This window comes from Flavobacterium sp. RSP46 (assembly GCF_003984825.1).
GTDB lineage: Bacteria > Bacteroidota > Bacteroidia > Flavobacteriales > Flavobacteriaceae > Flavobacterium.
Genome location: NZ_RYDM01000003.1, coordinates 319543 through 339280, shown reverse-complemented (window position 1 = coordinate 339280; position 19738 = coordinate 319543). Strand labels below are relative to the sequence as shown.

Genomic DNA, 19738 nt, shown 5'->3' with positions numbered 1-19738 from the left:
TGAATGTAAGAAAAGGAAATACCCGATTGAAAAAGAATGAAAATACAAAATTCATAACTGAGAATTAAAAATTACCTTTGTCCAAATAAAAAAAATGAATAAGAAACACCATTCCAATAATATACTTTCGAATTTAGGCATCGAAAGCCTGAACAAAATGCAGGAAGTAGCACAAGATGCAATCTTGAATGACAATAATATTTTATTACTTTCGCCAACAGGTTCCGGAAAAACTTTGGCTTTTTTGTTGCCGATTTTAGAAATGTTACAACCCGAAATTCAATCGGTTCAATGTTTAATTTTGGTTCCTTCACGCGAATTAGGATTGCAGATTGAGCAGGTTTGGAAAAAAATGGGAACCGATTATAAAGTAAATGTGTGCTATGGCGGACACTCCATCGATACCGAAATTAAAAACTTAAGTAATCCTCCAGCAGTTTTAATAGGAACTCCGGGAAGAATCGCGGATCATATCGACAGAGGCACTTTCCGAGTAGATAAAATTCAAACCTTGATTTTGGATGAGTTTGATAAATCGTTGCAATTGGGTTTCCATGAACAAATGTCTTTTATAATTGGAAAATTAACGAAACTCAACAAACGCGTTTTGGTTTCGGCCACTTCCGATATTGAAATTCCACGATATACAAGAGTCGTAAACCCGACTATTTTGGACTTTATTCCAGAAAACGTGGCCGAAACGAATCTTTCGATGAAAATGGTCGTTTCGAAAGAAAAAGATAAAATAGGAAGTTTATTCAACTTGATTTGTTCGTTGAAATCACAATCGGCAATTGTTTTTTGTAATCATCGTGATGCTGCAGAGCGCATCAGCGATACGTTGAACGAAAAAGGAATTTATGCCACGTATTATCATGGCGGAATGGATCAGGACGAAAGAGAACGCGCCTTAATCCAGTTTAGAAACGGAAGTGTAAGTTATCTAATCACAACTGACTTGGCTGCTCGTGGACTCGATATCCCTGAAATGAATCATGTTATTCATTATCATTTGCCATCTAAAGAAGACGAATTTACCCATAGAAACGGACGTACAGCACGTATGCTAGCTTCTGGTACGGCGTATATTATTGCTCATGAAAGTGAGAAAAAAATGGATTACATCGATTACGGAATGGAAGCTTTGAAAGTGGAGAATTCCACTTCATTGCCAAAACCACCTGAATTTCAAACGATTTACATCAGTGGTGGAAAGAAAAATAAATTGAATAAAATTGATATCGTAGGTTTCTTTTCCCAAAAAGGGAAATTAGAAAAAGACGATTTAGGATTAATTGAAGTGAAAGATTTTATCTCATTTGCAGCGGTGAAATTCAATAAAGTGAAAGATTTACTTCACGCCATCAAAGACGAAAAAATGAAAGGCAAGAAATTCAAAATCGAAGTCGCTCGAAAAGTGATTAAGAAAGAAGAGGAGTAGTTTTTTAGTGTTCAGTTTTGAAAAGTGTTCAGTGTTCAGTCCTGAAGCTTCTGGGTTAGTTATCCGTAAAATAATTGACAATAAAAAAATCGTTAAAGGTAAATTAAATTTACTGTTAACGATTTTTTGCTTTAATGAAGTCTCTGATTACACTTATTTCTGACCACTGAATTTTTTTATCAACTCAGGTACTGATCATTAAAAACTGTCAACTGACCATTATATTTTCTTAACGTATTGTGTAATAATGACAATAGTCTGGCCGTCTACTTTACCCTCAATATATTCGGCATTTTCATGATCCAGTCTGATGTTACGCACTGCAGTTCCTTGTTTAGCTACCATGCTTGAACCTTTTACTTTCAAATCTTTGATTAAAACTACTGAATCTCCAATTTCAAGAATCACGCCGTTGCTGTCACGGTGAATGACTTTGTTCTCCTCTTCTTCGCCTTCACCTGTTGCTTGTGCCCAAGCCAAAGTATCTTCGTCTAAATACATTTGGTCTAATAATTCTTGAGGCCATCCAGAACCACGCAAACGGCTTAACATTCTCCACGCGACAACTTGTACGGCAGTATGTTCACTCCACATGCTATCATTTAGACATCTCCAATGATTTAAATCTACGGTATCCGGATTTTCAATTTGGTCAATACAGGTGCTACAAGCCATGATGTTTTCCTCAATCCCTCCTTTTTTGGTAGGCAATACCTGGTACACTTTCAGGTTCTCAGTTGCGCCACAAAGTTCACATTTTGACCCGCTGCGTTTGCTTAATTCTCTTTCTATACTCATGTTTAACGGCTTTTATTTTTGGCAAAATTACGGATTATTGCCTCGTTTTACAAGTTATATTAGGACTGTTTATTTGTCAAGTCGAGCGCAGTCGAGACCTATCCATTAGTATCGACTGCGCTCGACTTGACAAAATCGCTTTAAAATTATTTTACTCGGACTGCATCGGGAACCAGCATTTCATATTGCCCGTTGTTGCGAATTACATCTCGTACAATACTGGAGCTGATGTACGACGTTTTTGCAGCGGTCAATAAAAACACAGTTTCAATTTTTGATAACCGACGATTCGTGTGCGCAATTGCTTTTTCAAATTCGAAATCAGCAGGATTGCGCAAACCGCGAAGGATAAAATTAGCGTTTATTTTGTGGCACAGATCAATCGTCAAACCTTCATAGGTAATCACGGAAACTTTTGGTTCGTTTTTGAAGGTTTCCTCAATGAATTGTTTTCTTTCTTCGAGGGAAAACATATATTTTTTTTCGGCATTGATACCAATGGCAATAACGATTTCATCAAATAAGGAAATGCTTCTTTTGATGATGTCTTCATGTCCTAAAGTGATGGGGTCAAATGAACCTGGAAATATTGCTTTTCTCATTTATTTTTTCTGTTTTGTCATTCTGACAGCGGAGGAATGACATTATTTGAATGTATTCCTTTGTTTAAATGACACGTTTGTTTAGTATTTAAGAATTAAGTGATTTATTACAAAGCCAGTTCTATCGCATTTGTAAACAAATCTTCCAATGAAATTCCGGCGGCTTTGGCTTGTTGCGGAATCAAACTTTCCGTTGTTAATCCCGGAATGGTGTTCATTTCCAACATGTGTGGCTCTCCGTTTACCAATATAAATTCGCTTCGGGAAAAACCTTTCATTTTCAGGACTTCATATGCACGTTTAGCAATTTCACTCACTTTTTGAGTCATTTCATCCGAGATTCTCGCTGGAGTGATTTCCTGTGATTTACCCAAATATTTGGCTTCATAATCGAAGAAATCATTGTCTGAAACAATTTCAGTTATTGGTAATACGGTTACTTTTCCTTTATAATTGATTACTCCTACAGAAACTTCGGTGCCATCCAAGAAGCTTTCTATGATAATTTCGTTGTCTTCTTTGTAAGCAACTTCTATTGCAATGGGCAATTCGGCAGCAGTTTTTACTTTGGAAATACCAAAACTAGAACCGGCTTTGTTGGGTTTTACAAAACAGGGCAAACCTACTTTAGCTACAATTTCGTCCGTATTGATACGGTCACCTTTGTTTAAGTAATAGGAAGTGGCTGTTTTTATGCCGTATGGTTTTAAAACTGATAATAAATCGCGTTTGTTGAACGTTAATGCTGCTTGGTAATAATCGCAGGAAGTTTGCGGAATATGCAATAATTCAAAATAGGCCTGCATTAATCCGTCTTCGCCTGGTGTTCCATGGATGGCGTTGAACACACAGTCAAAAGTGATTTTATTACCATCAACAGTTACTGAAAAATCATTTTTATCGATAGTGAATTCGGCATCATCAGCATCAACATAAACCCATTTTTCTTTGAAAATATGGATTCGGAATCCGTTGTATTTTGTTTTGTCTAGAAATTGATATACGACGTTTCCGCTGATAAGAGAGATTTTATACTCGCTGGAATATCCGCCCATGATGATGGCAATGTTTTTCATTATATACGTTTAATCGGTTAAACGTTTAATCGATTGACCGACTAAACGAATTCTAAACAAAATTATCATTTTTTTTGAAACGAAATAGCTTTATCTTTGCCAGATATAAAAATAAATTTATGAGTTTACGTAAGTATCTTACCAGCCGTGTTTTCTTTGTTCAAATACTAATTGCACTTGCCATTATTGTCGCTTTGGGTTATTTATTTATGCATTGGTTGACTTTTACAACAGATCATGGACATGAAATTACCGTGCCGGATTTGCGTAAGTTGACAGAAGAACAAGTCGAGGAAAAACTGAATGAGCTGGATTTAGATTATGTACTTTTAGACAGCGTAGATTATAGAAGTGATTTTCCGCAATTTAGTGTAGTTAAGCAAGATCCAACGCCCGGTACGAAAGTAAAAGTAGGACGAAAAATATATATTAAAATAAATACTTCGGGATTTTCATCGGTTCGTATTCCGGATTTAGTCAATAAAACGTATCGCGAAGCAGTACCTACATTGAAAGCTTTAGGGCTTGAGGAAGGAGAAATTACCTACGTTCCCAATCTTGGAAAAGACATGGTGCTGGAAATGCGTTTCAAAGGCAGAAACCTGAAAGCAGGGGACAGAGTCTTAAAATCCTCCAAAATCGACTTGGTTTTAGGAGACGGAAAAATGAGTTATGAAGAGACCAGTGCTGCAGATACACTGGCAACACCAATAGAAGAAATACCAGTTGATGAACAATAATAGTGATACAATAGATTTAGAAGACGAGTTATTTGAACATTTTAGATTTGAAGTTCCTAAAGGACAAACGTCTTTGCGGATTGATAAATATTTGATGAGTTTGATTCAAAATGCAACTCGCAATAAAATACAAATTGCGGCGACCGATGGCAATATTTTTGTAAACGATGCCACCGTAAAGTCGAATTACAAGGTAAAAGCCCATGATGTAGTTCGGGTGATGCTTACGCATCCTCCTTATGAAAACCATATTATTCCGGAGAATATTCCGCTTGATATTGTGTATGAAGACGATACTTTGTTATTGATCAACAAATTGCCAGGAATGGTAGTGCATCCCGGTCATGGAAATTACACCGGAACTTTAGTACATGCTTTGGCGTATCATTTTGATAATTTGCCAATGAACAGCAGCGAACGTCCCGGATTAGTGCATCGAATTGACAAAGACACTTCTGGTTTATTAGTGATTGCTAAAACCGAAGCGGCTATGACACATCTTGCCAAGCAATTTGAAGCTAAAACTTCCGAAAGAGAGTATGTGGCTTTGGTTTGGGGAAATGTAGTCGAAGAAAAAGGAACGATTGAAGGAAACTTGGCACGTCACCTTAAAGACCGCATGCAGATGGCGGTTTTTGCTGATCCGGAAATAGGGAAGCCAGCCGTGACGCATTACAAAGTGTTGGAGCGTTTTGGTTATGTTACTTTAATTTCATGCCAACTGGAAACCGGGAGAACGCACCAAATTCGGGCACACTTGAAGCACATAGGACATCCTTTATTTAATGATGAGCGGTATGGCGGTCATTTGATTTTAAAAGGTACTACGTTTACAAAATACAAACAGTTTATTGACAACTGTTTCAAAGCATTGCCAAGACAGGCTTTGCACGCTAAAACATTGGGTTTTGTTCATCCTACAACCGGTGAGATGCTGCGTTTTGATACGGAACTTCCGCAGGATTTACAGGACTGCATCGAGAAATGGAGAGGCTATTCAAAGTCGCATAGTACGGAGGAAGAGGAATAAAACAGGAAAAGCCCCAGAGATTGGGGCTTTTTTTGTTTCTAGTCTGAAAGTCTGGACTTAGAGTAATTGTATAAGTTAATTACAAATTCTTTTTTTTAATTGTCATATTAAAATTGATATTCGCTTTTAAGGCGCTAAACACTTTAAATATTGTTTCAATCGTCGGGCTATTGGTATTGCTTTCAAGTATAGAAATCTTTGCTTTTGAGACACTAATAAGTTTTCCCAATTGTTCTTGAATTAAGTTTTGTTTTTGTCTGGTATTTTAATCATCCGTCCTAAATATCCGTCCGAAGTTGATATTTATGTTTTTCTCTTTCTTCCGTTTAATGTTTTCTGATATATTTATCTTTTATTTTGTAGTTGTCAGGGCATTATCTTTTTTGATCTATCTTCAAAATATTTTGCTAGCTCTTGCTATTTCGTTTCTGGGAACTTTTTCTGTTTTTTACAAATTCGTGGTTTGCAAAAACTTACGTATTTTTATTGTCTGCTTTATCCCAAAAGCCAACTAAGTAAGTCGGAAGTTTAAACGTCATAAAGTCAAAAGGAGCATTATGCTAAACATTATTTTAAGATCAATCTGTTTGGACAATAGTTTTGCAACAAAGACACGCCCATAAAAATGAAAAGCCTAAAAAAAACCGACTTGTTTTCACAAATCGGTTTGTATTTTAATGAAGATTTTTGTTTATACAAATAAGCCTTCGATGCTTAAATAATGTTCGCCAGTGTCGTAACAAAAGGTTAATATTTTAGCATTTTCTGGGATTTCTGGTAGTTTTTTTGCTACCGCTGCCAGAGATGCTCCAGAGGATATTCCTATGAACATGCCTTCTTCTTTTGCGGCTCTTTGGGTATAGGTAAATGCATCGTCTTTGCTTACTTGGATGGTTCCGTCCAGTAAATCAGTACGCAAGTTGGTAGGTATGAATCCTGCTCCAATTCCCTGAATAGGGTGGGGAGCCGGGGTGCCACCGCTGATAACGGGAGAAGCATCAGGTTCAACTGCATATACTTTAAGGTTTGGGAAATGTTTTTTCAATATTTCGGCACAACCCGTGATGTGCCCTCCGGTTCCTACGCCTGTGATCAAATAATCCAGACCGTCAGGGAATGCTTTTATAATTTCCTGTGCGGTGGCTGTTTTATGAATTTCGATGTTGGCGGGATTTTCAAACTGAAGTGGTGACCAGGCATTAGGTATTTCGGTAACTAATTCCTGTGCTTTTTCCAACGCGCCTTTCATCCCTTTTTCACGGGGCGTCAAGACAAATTCGGCACCATAAAGGCTCATGAGTCGGCGTCTTTCTATGGACATTGATTCAGGCATTACTAATATTAATTTATAGCCTTTTACGGCCGCAACCATCGCGAGTCCAATTCCTGTATTTCCAGAAGTGGCTTCAATGATAGTACCTCCGGCTTTTAATAATCCTTTGGTTTCGGCATCTTCAATCATGGCAAGAGCGATCCTGTCCTTGATACTGGCACCGGGATTGGCACGTTCTAATTTGATCCATACATTGTGATTGGCACCATATAAACGATTGATTCTTACATGTGGGGTGTTGCCTATTGTTTCGAGTATGTTATTGTATTTCATAATATTTATATAGAGAAAAAATTAATATCTTTTATTTCCTGCTGATTCAGAACCGTATTTTTATTGGATTGCATAACAAAGGAATACGGATTCATACTCTTGGTGATAAACGTGTTTCCGCCTACAATACTGTGGTTTCCTATGATGGTGCTGCCGCCCAAAATAGTGGCATTTGCATAAATAATTACATGATCTTCTACGGTAGGATGGCGTTTTTTTTCCTGCATATTTTTCTCTACTTGCAATGCTCCCAAAGTGACTCCTTGATAAATGCTTACGTGTTTCCCTATGATTGTAGTCTCGCCAATGACAATTCCGGTACCGTGATCAATCATGAATGGAACATCAATTGTGGCACTGGGGTGAATGTCGATTCCGGTTTTGCTATGAGCATATTCGGTTAGAATTCGCGGCAGCAGACACGAGGTACGAGAAGCAATAGCGTTAGCAATACGGTAAACTTCTATAGCAAAAAAACCGGGATAGGAATTGATAATTTCCTGAATGCAATCAGCAGCGGGATCCGTATCCAGAATAGCTTGTGCATCTTTTTGCATCGAATCATAAAGTTTTGGAAGCGCGCGATAAAAAGATTCGGCATCATCTAGAATTTCATTGGACGTTTTGTCTTTTACAATTTCCGATAGGATAGCAATAAAACAGGCTTTGTTTTGGTCCAAAAGCAATTCAATTTGGATCGTTTCTAAAGCTTTCTCCGGAAATAATATTTTGAACAAATCATCAATCCAATTGATGATTTTAGAGGAATCTATGGCTCTTACCCAACTTTTATTTTGGTTTTCATGCAGTGTATTCGAAAAACGGTTGGTTTCAGTATTCATTTATAATGGAATAAAATCAGAATTAAACGAGTAAAAATCCTCGAAATACAAATATAAAGCAGAATTGAATAGATTCATAACCCTGCTTTGTAAATAAATGTTAATATGTTAAATTCCCACAAAATAAGCGTTTGGTGTTGGAAATGATTTCATAAAAAAAATCCGATTTGTATGAACAAATCGGATTAATAAATCTGAAATCAAAAATTGTTAATTTACAATCTATAAATGTATTACCTCACCATACGCATCAGCAACCGCTTCCATAACCGCTTCACTCATGGTTGGGTGTGGGTGAATTGATTTTAAAATTTCGTGTCCTGTAGTTTCCAGTTTACGCGCTACAACTGCCTCAGCAATCATATCGGTAACTCCGGCTCCAATCATGTGACATCCTAACCATTCTCCGTATTTAGCATCAAAAATTACTTTTACAAAACCATCTGGTGTACCGGAAGCTTTTGCTTTTCCGGAAGCTGAAAATGGGAATTTACCAATTTTTAATTCGTATCCTTTTTCTTTAGCTTGTTTTTCAGTCAAACCTACAGAAGCAATTTCAGGAGTGGCATAGGTACAGCCCGGTACGTTTCCGTAATCGATAGGTTCCACGTGTAATCCTGCAATTTTCTCCACACAATTGATTCCTTCGGCAGAAGCTACATGTGCTAGTGCTTGTCCTGGCGTAACATCACCAATAGCGTAATAACCCGGAATGTTAGTTTGGTTGTAAGCATTTACCAAAATTTTATCTTTGTCAGTAGCGATTCCTACTTCTTCTAATCCTATGTTTTCAATGTTTGTTTTGATTCCAACAGCCGAAAGTAAAATCTCAGCTTCTAACACTTCTTCTCCTTTTGCTGTTTTTACATACGCTTTAACACCTGCTCCAGTGGTATCAATTTTCTCAACAGAGGAGCTGGTCATAATTTTGACACCTGCTTTTTTCATAGAACGCTCCATTTGTTTCGAAATGTCTTCGTCTTCAACAGGAACTACATTAGGCATAAATTCTACAATAGTTACCTCGGTTCCCATAGAGTTGTAGAAATGTGCAAACTCTACTCCAATTGCTCCAGAACCAACGATAATCATTGATTTTGGTTGTGTTGGTAATGTCATTGCTTGACGATATCCTATTACTTTTATACCATCTTGAGGCAAGTTTGGCAATTCACGAGAACGTGCTCCAGTAGCGATAATGATATGATCTGCACTGTATTCGGTAATTTTATTGTCTTTGTCCGTAACATCAATTTTTTTTCCTGGTTTTAGTTTTCCAAAGCCATCAATCACATCGATTTTATTTTTTTTCATCAAGAATTTAACCCCTTTGCTCATTCCGTCAGCTACGCTGCGACTGCGTTGTACAACAGCAGGGAAGTCTTTATCAAATGATGAAATAGTCAATCCGTAATCAGAAGCGTGTTTTAGATAATCAAAAACCTGAGCTGATTTCAGCAACGCTTTCGTCGGGATACAGCCCCAATTCAAGCACACACCACCTAAATTTTCTTTTTCGATTACGGCTACTTTAAAGCCTAATTGTGATGCTCTAATAGCTGTAACATAACCACCTGGACCACTTCCTAAAACTATAATATCGTATTTCATTTTTATGTGTTTTTCTTATTTAATTGATTGGGCGAATTTAAGGATTTATTCTGTTTTGAGAAAGTTTCAAACTAATAAAGTAGCAAACTAACTAATTTTCAAGAAAACATCTTTGTTTTGAACAAATTGCAAAAGTGTAAATCGATCTTTGTTTTTGTAACTGCTATTCCTTTGCAGCAAAAACTAATTTGCTACCGAAAACTGAGAATCATACAAATTCTTGTAATACCCACTTTCGCGGTTGATTAATTCCTGATGCGTTCCTTGTTCTACAATCAGTCCTTTGTCCATTACCACAATTTTATCAGCATTGACAATCGTGGCCAAACGGTGCGCAATCACAATCGAAGTTCTGCCTTTAGTAATGGTTTCTGTAGCACGCTGAATCAATTCTTCAGAGTAGGTGTCAATCGATGAAGTAGCTTCATCCAGAATCAAAATACTTGGATTACTCACATACGCTCTCAAGAAAGCAATTAATTGACGCTGACCGGAAGAAAGCATAACGCCGCGTTCCTTCACGTCAAAATCATAATTATCCGGTAAGCTCATGATGAATTCATGGACGCCAATATTTTTGGCTGCAGCCAAAACCTGTTCCCGATTAATTTCAGGATTATTCAAGGTGATGTTGTTGAAAATAGTATCGGCAAAAAGGAAAACATCCTGCAATACTACTGCAATTTGTTTACGTAAGGAACCTAAAGTGTAATTCTCAATATTGTGATTATCGATGTAAATAGAGCCACTATTGATTTCGTAAAAACGATTCAGTAAGTTTATGATCGTAGATTTTCCGGCACCTGTAGACCCTACGATGGCAATCGTTTGACCGGCACTTACCTCCAGATCGATTCCTTTTATTACTTCTTCATCCGGAATATATCCAAAACGGACATTCTTGAATTCGATATCTCCTTTAAAAATTGGAGCTTCAATAATTCCGGTATCCTGAATTTGATCTTCGGTGTCTAAAATGTCAAAAACACGGTTTGCCGCAATCATTCCCAGTTGCATCTCGTTGAACTTATCAGCAATTTGGCGCAACGGGTTAAACAACATTCCAATGAACATTGTATAGGAAAATAAATCCCCAAAAGTGGTAAAATTATCTCCGTTCAAGATCTTGATGCCGCCATATAGTACAATAAAACCAAGGGTTAAGGACGAAATGATATCTGCAATAGGAAAAAATATGGAGTTATACAGAATGGTTTTTATCCACGCTTTTTTGTGCTTGTCATTTATGTTTTTGAATTTGTTGTATTCAATTTTTTCACGATTAAAGAGTTGTACAATCTTCATTCCTGTCACACGTTCCTGAACAAACGAGTTCATGTTAGCGATTTGATTTCGCACTTCTTCAAAAGCGACTTGCATTTTACGCTGAAAAATTCGGGTAAAATAAACCAGAATGGGCATTGCAATAATTACGATCCAAGTCAGTTTCCAGTTCATGTAAAACATGAAAATCAGTACTACGAACATTTTCATCAAGTCACTGATAATCATAAACAAACCCTGACTGAAAATACGAGCAATGGATTCTATATCCGAAACCGAGCGTGTCACGAGCTGTCCTACGGGAACGTGATCAAAATATTTCATTCGGAAACTCAAAATGTGTTGAAACAGTTTTGTCCGAATGTCTTTTACAATATCTTGACCGAGCCAGTTTGCCCAATACACAAAGTAAAACTGCGAGAATACCTCCAGCAATAGTACAATTCCCATCAGGATCACATACAATAATAATCCCTGTTGGTCTTGGGTCGAAATGTAACCATCTACAGTTTGTTTCAATAAATACGGGCGTAATGCCGCAAATACTGATAGCGAAACGGCAAAAATAATCACTCCGTTAAAACGCCATTGATAGGGTTTGGTAAATTTTAATATTCGTTTGAATAATCTAGTATCAAATGCTTTTGCTTTCATGTTTTTTGGAGCTGTTTCCTGCTATTCGTTGCAATCTTTTGTGTTTTTAAAGAAAAACATAAAAGGATTTTCACTACTATCAGGGCTATTGTGTAATGTAATCGTAATCTATTTTGGTTAAATACAAACCATGTGCCGGAACCGAAAAACCAGCTTTATCTCGGTTTTTACTTTCTATGATGGCAGTAAAATCAGCCAGTGTACTCTTGTGTAATCCTATATTTACTAATGTTCCCACAATGGAACGAACCATATTGCGTAAAAAACGGTTGGCAGAAATGGTAAAAATCAAATTGCCGTTTTCTTGTTTGTCTGCGCCCTGTTCAGCTGTGCCTCGAGTCCAATATGCTTCAAAAATAGTGCAGTCAAAGGTATTTACATCTGTGTTGACTTTTGAAAAACATTGAAAATCAGTGTGATTGAATAATAGTTGCGCCGCTTCATTCATCAAATCAATATCTAATTTTTGATGGAAATACCAACTTTGTTCTTGCAAAAAAACATCTTTGAATGTATTGATGTGATATTCATAGGTCCTTTTAGTGGCATCAAAACGAGTGTGCGCTTCATCGTGAACCGGTATAATGTCATAAATAACAATGTCTTTGGGCAAGTAGGAGTTGAGTTTGTGCAGTAAACTTGGAATATCAATTGGTGTTTCAAAATCAAAATGGGCATACATTTCTTTGGCGTGAACCCCGGTATCCGTTCTACCGGCGCCCATAAGATTGACGGTTGTGTTCAATAGCACCGAAAACGCTTTGTTCATCGTTTCCTGAACAGAGGCAGCATTGGGTTGGTATTGCCAGCCGTGATAATGGGTTCCGCTGTATGCTAATTTGATAAAATATCTCAAGTGAATTTTTTTGAAGCCACAAAGATACTTATTAATTTTTTTGCCACGAAGTTGCCAAGGTGCAAAGTTTGTTAAGTTTCGATTTGATTTTTTATTTGGAATTCGAATGTATATTTTTACCACAAAATCGTAGCCCAGATTACTTCACTAAACTTTTATTTTCATAGGAGTTCAGTGAATGTAAATATTTGTAGTGGAAATCCTTTATTGTTTTTTCTTTAAAAACAATAAAGATTGAAACGGATAGCTGGACACGAGCGAAGCGAACTGGCGAAGCAAATTGCTTCAGATTACTTCGTACCTCGTAATGACACTATAAATATGAAAAAAATACTTTTGCTTTCTGACACGCACAGTCATATTGATGATGCCATTTTGAAATATGTTGCATTGGCTGACGAAGTTTGGCATGCGGGTGATATAGGCGATTTGGCCGTGACTGATGCGATACAAAAGCTGAAACCGTTGCGCTGCGTGTATGGAAATATTGATGATGCAACGGCGCGACTGGAATTTCCGTTACACAACCGTTTTATGTGTGAAGGCGTTGATGTTTGGATTACGCATATTGGTGGTTATCCGGGGAAATACAATCCCAATATTAAAGCGGAGTTGGAATCCAATCCGCCAAAATTATTTATTTGTGGACATTCGCACATTCTAAAAGTCATATTCGATAAAAAACATAATTTATTACACATGAATCCTGGTGCGGCAGGAAAAAGTGGTTTTCATCAGGTGCGAACGATGTTGCGTTTTGTGATTGAAGGAGACAAAATCAAAGATTTGGAAATTATTGAGATTGAAAAACGGGTCTGATTATTTTTTTTTGATAGGTGATGGGTACTATTATTTTTATGGTTGTACCGAAACCTATTTTGGAGTTTATGACAATAGTTCCTTTCAGATTATTGATTCGGGCTTTGATTTGGTTGATGCCAAAACCTTCAAGGATATGAAATTTACTAGAATCAAAACCTTGGCCATTATCCATAACATTGACATTCAGAAAATCATTATCTTCGTGAATGCTTAATTCTGAACGTGTTGCCTGACTATGTTTTATGGTATTGTTGAGGAGTTCCATAATTATGAAATAAATTTTAATTTCGAAATCTTCATCATAACGGGTTTTTCGATCTACGGAACTTGCGTATTCAAAGTACAGAATGGAATTGGAGTTTTTTTCACACAAATCGTCTAATGCATCAAATAATCCAAAACGGGCTAAAAGCGAAGGCATCAGTTCGTGGGATAAATCCCGTACTTGATCGTGTGCTTCTTCAAGAATAGCCTTAGTTTTTATGATTTCTTGTGCTGAATATTGATTTTTAGAGGTATACGCATGAAGATGTAGTCCTGCTGATGAAAGTAAAGCACTAATGTTATCATGCAAAAATGCCGCAATTTTTTTTCGTTCTAATTCTTGTCCGTTAATGGATGCGTTGATCATGTTTTCCTGAACTTTGCTTTGTAAGTCCTTTAGTTTGTTTTTTTGTTTTAGTTGTGTGTTTTGAGAATAGAAGTAAAAAAGGATGAAAAATAGCAGTAGAACAGCAATTAGTACAATCACAATTTTTTTATTTCTGGATTGTTCTTGCAGTAAAAAAAGTTGTTTTGTTTTATATTCTGTTTCGATCTTGTCGATTTCTCTTTTGTACTCATCAATTTCAAGGTTTATGCCAGCAACATTCGCTTTATTGTGTTTTTCTTGGTCGTTTAGTTCCTCAGTAATTGTATTATATCGGATTAAATTTTTATAGGCATTTTTATAATCATTGTTTTTCAATAAAAATTTAGAAAACTCTAGGTGGGAATATGATAAATCAGATTTTTCAGTTCCTTTAATTCCTTTTTCAATTGCTTTTTGGAAAAAATAATGGGCTTTTTTAGTGTTGTTTGTATGGCTATGATACATGCCGTTGAGCATATTTAAAGCTACAATTGTAGACTCGTCTCCATGTTTTTTGTGGTGTTTGTTGATGTAGTTTAAATAGGGAAGCCCTTCTTGATAGCGATCATTGTCGAAATAGGCCCACGTCAAATTGAGTTTTGTAAATATAATTTGTGCTGAATCTTTTGTTTTAGTGCTGTAATGCAGTGATTTTTTATAATAATAAATTCCTTTTTCATATTGTTTTTTATCAAAGCAATAGATATTTCCTAAATTATTGTTTAACCAATTTTTTAAAACATCATTATTAGTTTTATTAGCGTATTCCAGTCCTTTGTTGTAGTAGAAAAAAGCTTTGTCAGATTCCGATAATTGATCAAAATTAGCAGCAATGGTATTATAAGCTCTTGCTATCAGGTTGTTGTCCTTGATTTTGATTGCTTGGCTCAAAGCAAGTCTCGATTGTATTAAGGACTTCTCGTAATTACCAGCTTTCATATGCTGATTAGCTTCTTTTGCTAATGTTAGAGCTTCCTTTTTTGGAGTTTCTTTCTTTTGAGCACAAACAAAACTACCAGTGAGGTTCAATAGTAAAACTAAGACTATAGCAATTTGTTTCTGAGACATAAATAATTGAATAGATTGGTTATTTCTGGTTTTTTAAATCCGCCTTATTTTTCAAAATAAACTGACTTTAAATCAGGATTAAATTGGTTGGTTTTCTTTTTTTTAATTAAAAAAACAGCATTTAAGTTTCATCTAAATTCATTCAGGATTTGATTAATTTATTTTTAAGGGCATATTTCACTAGGCTTATAGAGTTTTTTGCGCTGAGTTTTTTCATTATGTTTTTGCGATGGGTCTCTACGGTATTAACACTAATAAATAATTGATCACTGATTTCTTTGCCGCTATATTCTAATGAAATCAGGATTATGATTTCCAGTTCTCTTTCGGTTAAAAGTGAATTTGGACTTGGGACTTGTTTGTTTAGTTTTGGATTGTCTTTAGTTACGGTACTGAATATTTTTTCTCTAACAGATTTACTAAAATATTCTTCACCATTAGTAACCGCTAGAATGGCTTCAACTATATTTTCTCCGGCACATTTCTTAGTTAAGTAACTGCTGCAGCCTAACTTCATGACCTCTTTTATTATTCGTAAGTCATCATAACTGGACAAAATGATAATCTTACATGGAAATCCTTTTTTAGCAAATTCTTTGAGGACCTCAATGCCGTCTTTTTCCGGCATGTTAATGTCTAAAATAAGAATGTCCGCTTTATTATTAGTGACTTCCTCATAAATATTAGTGCCGTTTAAGGAATATCCCACTACTTCAAATGTAGGGATTGTGTGTAATAAAGTTCTAATTCCATCAATAAGAATTTGATGGTCATCAGCAAGATGAATCCGTATTTTTTCTGCCATGTTGTAATTATCAGATCCAAATTTATAAAAAATATTCAGCTAAATTTTAAATTATAAGGTTTTTATTGCATTGCAGATATAAAAAAACCCGAATTGTTACATTCGGGTTTCCTTCGCACTAATAAACTAAAATTTATAGGTTTACCTCAATCTGTCCACAGATTTTACAAGATCCTCATCCTTTTTGATTGCTTTATTGGCCAAAACCAATAATACGATAGCAGCTACAGGAAGAAACATCCCAATACCTTTCTCCGAAACAGCAGGTGTTTCTCCAGATAGATTTAGTGAACGATATACAAACAATCCTAATAAAATCAAATTTAATATGATATTCAATCTGCCAATAACAAACTGATTTTGTCTTTTTTTATAGGAAACAATACTAAATAAAGTCAACGTAGTACTCAATCCCAATAGTATAGTATACACTTGACTTTGCATAAAATAAAATGCCTTACCGGTATCCATTGTCCATAATGGAATAAAAAACAGTAAAATACCTGTTACTACAAATACGAGTAGTAAATAAATGGTTTGAATTCTTTGTATCATTTGTTAAATATCTACCACAAAAATATATTTTCTTTTTTATAAATACTATTGTATCATTAAATTTTATTCGTAATATTGCATCATAATACCGTAAGCACTTCATACTGCGGTTGATTCATTTTAATGTTTACTACCTATCTTTTACATTATTTTCAAAATTAATTAAACTCCTAGAACATTCATGTTTAATATTTCTGCATTAAAAGAAATGAAGCTTTCTGAGCTTCAAGAAATAGCTAAATCAGCTAAAACCATAAAATTTAACGGTGTAAAAAAAGAGACTTTAATCAGTCAGATTTTAGCGCATCAAGAGGCTAACGTTGATTTAACATTAGAGACAAAAACCAATAGTAATCTGGAAGAGGATAAACCAAAAAGAACCAGAATACTGCCTGTAAAAAAAGTTGCTATTCAAAAAACGATGAAAAATTCATTTTTTGAAACCGAAGAAAATTTGACAGCATCTTCTGTTTCCGTTGAAGACCATTCTGTTGAAATATTGCCAGTTGACAAAGACGACGATTCCTCTTCTGTTCAGGAACTTGAATCCGGAGCTAAAAAAATAGGAAAGGTGATTAAGTTTAATAAGTCAGCGTACGAGAAAAAAATTGCTTTAAAAAAGGATAAGGAAGAAGGAAAAGAAACAGCAAAAGAGACTGATACAGTTGTAGATATAACTACACAAGAGAAGGAAGAAGTTTCAGCTCCGGTTAAAAAAATAAATCCAAACCAATTACACAAACAAAATCCTAATCCAAGTCAAAATGGAAATGGGAATCAAAATCCAAACTTCAAAAACAAAAAAAATAATTTTGCTGCTTCTGATTTTGAATTTGATGGAATTATAGAAAGCGAAGGTGTGCTGGAAATGATGCCGGACGGCTATGGTTTCTTGCGTTCTTCGGATTACAACTATTTAGCGTCGCCGGATGATATTTATTTGTCGACTTCTCAAATCAGATTGTTCGGTCTTAAAACCGGAGATACTGTAAAAGGTGTAGTTCGCCCACCAAAAGAAGGAGAGAAATTTTTTCCATTAGTTCGGGTTTTAAAAATAAATGGACACGATCCTCAAGTGGTTCGCGACAGAGTTTCATTCGAACATTTAACGCCTGTTTTTCCATCAGAAAAATTCAAATTGGCAGAAAAACAAAGTACGATTTCAACACGAATTATCGATTTGTTTTCACCAATAGGAAAAGGACAACGCGGAATGATTGTGGCGCAGCCAAAAACAGGTAAAACCATGTTGTTGAAGGAAATTGCCAATGCTATTGCGGCCAATCATCCTGAAGTATATTTGATTGTTTTATTGATCGATGAACGCCCGGAAGAGGTTACGGATATGCAACGTAGTGTGCGTGGTGAAGTAATTGCTTCTACTTTTGACAGAGAACCACAAGAGCATGTTAAAATTGCGAATATCGTTCTTGAGAAAGCAAAAAGATTGGTTGAATGTGGTCACGATGTAGTGATTCTATTGGATTCCATTACACGTTTGGCCAGAGCGTATAATACGGTTCAGCCTGCTTCAGGTAAGGTGTTAAGTGGTGGTGTGGATGCAAATGCATTGCAAAAACCAAAACGTTTCTTTGGAGCTGCCCGTAATGTAGAAAATGGGGGTTCGTTGAGTATCATTGCTACTGCATTGACTGAAACCGGCTCGAAAATGGACGAAGTTATTTTTGAAGAATTTAAAGGTACTGGTAATATGGAATTGCAATTAGATAGAAAAATTGCTAATAAACGTATTTTCCCAGCTATCGATTTGACTTCTTCTAGTACCAGACGTGACGATATGTTATTAGATCAAAAAACATTGCAAAGAATGTGGATCATGAGAAAATACCTTTCGGATATGAACCCAGTAGAGGCGATGGATTTCATCAATGATCGTTTCAAGAAAACCAAGAATAATGAAGAGTTTTTAATCTCAATGAATGATTAGGGATATTAAAAGAGAATAGAATAAACAAAACAGATAACACATAAAAAAATCCTCGATTTATTCGAGGATTTTTTTTTGAATTCTAGAATCTTAAATCTAGATACTATATTATTTCTTTTTGTACTCTTTTTTCTTTCTGTTCTGAGCTTTCTTTACGTTCTAATAAAGCCATATAAAATCCATCAAAACCTGACTCTGAAGCCAATATTTTTTGGTCTTTAATAAAATTGAATTGTTTTCCAATGTCAGTTGTCAGGAAACGAGCAATTTGATCTTGATTTTCGGAGGGTAGTATAGAACAAGTAGCATACACTAATTTTCCGCCGGGTTTTACAATTTTAGAATAGCTTTCTAAAACTTCCGATTGTACCTTACGGATGTTGTCGATGAATTCCGGTTTCAATTTCCATTTAGCGTCCGGATTTCTTTTCAGAACGCCTAAACCACTACAGGGTGCGTCAATCAAAACACGGTCTGCTTTTTCGTGTAATTTTTTGATGATTTTTGTAGAGTCAATAATTCGGTATTCAATATTGAAAGCGCCGTCTCTTTTGGCTCTGATTTTTAATTGCTTTAATTTGCTTTCATACAAATCCATAGCAATTAATTGTCCTTTATTTTCCATCAAAGAAGCAATGTGCAACGTTTTCCCACCAGCACCTGCGCAGGTATCCACAATACGCATTCCTGGTTTTACATCAAGAAAAGCAGCCACTAATTGGGAGTTGGCATCCTGAACTTCAAAGAAACCTTGTTTGAAAGCATCAGTCAAGAAAACATTGGCTCTTTCTTTTAAAACCAAAGCATCTGGTTGATTTTTTAACGTTTCTGTTTCAATGTTTAAATCCATCAAAATAGCACGCAGCGCTTCTCTGGTTGTCTTTAGCGTATTTACCCTTAAGATTACTTTAGCAGGCTGGTTTTGAGCTGTAATTTCAGTTGCCCAAACTTTTTCGCCTAGTTCCTTAACTCCTAATTCGTCCATCCAGTCCGGAATAGATTCTTTTAAAGCTCTCACTTTTGAAAGTTCGTCAAAACGTCCTTTTATTTTTCGTTCTGGAGTGCCTTCCAGCTGTCGCCAATCCGGAATAGGATAACCTCTTAATACAGCCCAAACAGAAAACATTCTCCAAAGATTGTCTCTGTCAAAGGGCTCTTTTACTTCGGCTATTTCTGCGTATAATCTTTTCCAACGCACAATTTCGTAGATGGTTTCGGCAACAAACTTTCTATCAGAACTTCCCCAACGTTTGTCTTTTTTTAAAGATCGGGCAACTACTTTATCCGCATATTCTCCTTCGTTAAAAATGGCGTTCAAAGCGTCTATTGTTGTGTAAACTAAATTTCTGTGTAATCTCATTTTAAATAA

General features: G+C 35.9%; 17 protein-coding genes and 1 pseudogene. 5 read left to right on the top strand and 13 right to left on the bottom strand.

Annotation, left to right across the window (positions count from 1 at the left end; genetic code table 11):
• Positions 1-94: 94 nt before the first annotated feature.
• Positions 95-1441, top strand: coding sequence for a DEAD/DEAH box helicase (locus EKM01_RS07790; RefSeq protein ID WP_126460577.1), 1347 nt, complete (start codon positions 95-97; stop codon positions 1439-1441).
• 219 nt (positions 1442-1660) lie between these two features.
• On the opposite strand, the gene EKM01_RS07785 is transcribed toward EKM01_RS07790, so the two are convergent.
• From EKM01_RS07785 to EKM01_RS07775, 3 genes are all read right to left on the bottom strand, one after another.
• Positions 1661-2239, bottom strand: a complete 579-nt coding sequence (locus EKM01_RS07785; RefSeq protein WP_126460579.1) for an alkylphosphonate utilization protein — start codon at positions 2237-2239, stop codon at positions 1661-1663.
• Positions 2240-2385: 146 nt separating this feature from the next.
• The gene (gene coaD, locus EKM01_RS07780) at positions 2386-2841 is read right to left on the bottom strand and encodes a pantetheine-phosphate adenylyltransferase (RefSeq protein WP_126554451.1); all 456 of its coding nucleotides are present in this window, start codon (positions 2839-2841) and stop codon (positions 2386-2388) included.
• A 107-nt stretch (positions 2842-2948) separates the two neighbouring features.
• Positions 2949-3917, bottom strand: a complete 969-nt coding sequence (locus EKM01_RS07775) for a D-alanine--D-alanine ligase (RefSeq protein WP_126561717.1) — start codon at positions 3915-3917, stop codon at positions 2949-2951.
• A 119-nt stretch (positions 3918-4036) separates the two neighbouring features.
• Here EKM01_RS07775 and EKM01_RS07770 point away from each other — a divergent pair, with 119 nt between their 5' ends.
• Positions 4037-4657, top strand: coding sequence for a PASTA domain-containing protein (locus EKM01_RS07770; RefSeq protein WP_126460585.1), 621 nt, complete (start codon positions 4037-4039; stop codon positions 4655-4657).
• Complete coding sequence (locus EKM01_RS07765) at positions 4647-5687, top strand: RluA family pseudouridine synthase (RefSeq protein WP_126554455.1); 1041 nt, start codon at positions 4647-4649, stop codon at positions 5685-5687. The genes EKM01_RS07770 and EKM01_RS07765 overlap by 11 nt, the downstream gene beginning before the upstream one ends.
• Before the next feature lie 79 nt (positions 5688-5766).
• Here the strand turns inward: EKM01_RS07765 and EKM01_RS14785 are convergent.
• The 6 genes and pseudogenes from EKM01_RS14785 to truA all read right to left on the bottom strand — a co-directional run.
• Positions 5767-5934: pseudogene (locus EKM01_RS14785) on the bottom strand (helix-turn-helix domain-containing protein); the annotation flags it as partial.
• A gap of 444 nt (positions 5935-6378) precedes the next feature.
• The gene (cysK, locus tag EKM01_RS07755; RefSeq protein ID WP_126767670.1) at positions 6379-7293 is read right to left on the bottom strand and encodes a cysteine synthase A; all 915 of its coding nucleotides are present in this window, start codon (positions 7291-7293) and stop codon (positions 6379-6381) included.
• A gap of 5 nt (positions 7294-7298) precedes the next feature.
• Complete coding sequence (locus tag EKM01_RS07750; RefSeq protein ID WP_126576847.1) at positions 7299-8135, bottom strand: serine O-acetyltransferase; 837 nt, start codon at positions 8133-8135, stop codon at positions 7299-7301.
• A 222-nt stretch (positions 8136-8357) separates the two neighbouring features.
• Positions 8358-9746: a dihydrolipoyl dehydrogenase gene (lpdA, locus tag EKM01_RS07745; protein ID WP_126767667.1), complete on the bottom strand. Its 1389-nt coding sequence runs from the start codon at positions 9744-9746 to the stop codon at positions 8358-8360.
• A 183-nt stretch (positions 9747-9929) separates the two neighbouring features.
• Entirely contained in the window at positions 9930-11684 is a 1755-nt protein-coding gene (locus EKM01_RS07740) for an ABC transporter ATP-binding protein (RefSeq protein WP_126556232.1), read from the bottom strand.
• An 85-nt stretch (positions 11685-11769) separates the two neighbouring features.
• Complete coding sequence (gene truA / locus EKM01_RS07735) at positions 11770-12540, bottom strand: tRNA pseudouridine(38-40) synthase TruA (protein WP_126556229.1); 771 nt, start codon at positions 12538-12540, stop codon at positions 11770-11772.
• A 321-nt stretch (positions 12541-12861) separates the two neighbouring features.
• On the opposite strand from truA, the gene EKM01_RS07730 reads away from it, so the two are divergent.
• On the top strand, positions 12862-13359 hold the full coding sequence (locus tag EKM01_RS07730) for a metallophosphoesterase (RefSeq protein ID WP_126767665.1): 498 nt from the start codon (positions 12862-12864) through the stop codon (positions 13357-13359).
• Here the strand turns inward: EKM01_RS07730 and EKM01_RS07725 are convergent.
• From EKM01_RS07725 to EKM01_RS07715, 3 genes are all read right to left on the bottom strand, one after another.
• Positions 13334-15061 carry a tetratricopeptide repeat-containing sensor histidine kinase gene (locus tag EKM01_RS07725; protein WP_126767662.1) on the bottom strand — a complete coding sequence of 576 codons (1728 nt, stop codon included), beginning with the start codon at positions 15059-15061 and terminating at the stop codon, positions 13334-13336. The genes EKM01_RS07730 and EKM01_RS07725 overlap by 26 nt on opposite strands.
• A gap of 142 nt (positions 15062-15203) precedes the next feature.
• The gene (locus EKM01_RS07720; RefSeq protein WP_126460607.1) at positions 15204-15866 is read right to left on the bottom strand and encodes a response regulator transcription factor; all 663 of its coding nucleotides are present in this window, start codon (positions 15864-15866) and stop codon (positions 15204-15206) included.
• Between the two features lie 141 nt (positions 15867-16007).
• Positions 16008-16421: a DUF4293 domain-containing protein gene (locus EKM01_RS07715; RefSeq protein WP_126460610.1), complete on the bottom strand. Its 414-nt coding sequence runs from the start codon at positions 16419-16421 to the stop codon at positions 16008-16010.
• A gap of 181 nt (positions 16422-16602) precedes the next feature.
• Here EKM01_RS07715 and rho point away from each other — a divergent pair, with 181 nt between their 5' ends.
• Positions 16603-18369 carry a transcription termination factor Rho gene (gene rho, locus EKM01_RS07710; protein ID WP_126460613.1) on the top strand — a complete coding sequence of 589 codons (1767 nt, stop codon included), beginning with the start codon at positions 16603-16605 and terminating at the stop codon, positions 18367-18369.
• A gap of 103 nt (positions 18370-18472) precedes the next feature.
• Here rho and EKM01_RS07705 read toward each other — a convergent pair whose 3' ends face one another.
• A complete protein-coding gene (locus EKM01_RS07705) occupies positions 18473-19729 on the bottom strand; it encodes an RsmB/NOP family class I SAM-dependent RNA methyltransferase (protein ID WP_126455602.1) in 1257 nt (418 codons plus the stop codon).
• Positions 19730-19738 lie beyond the last annotated feature (9 nt).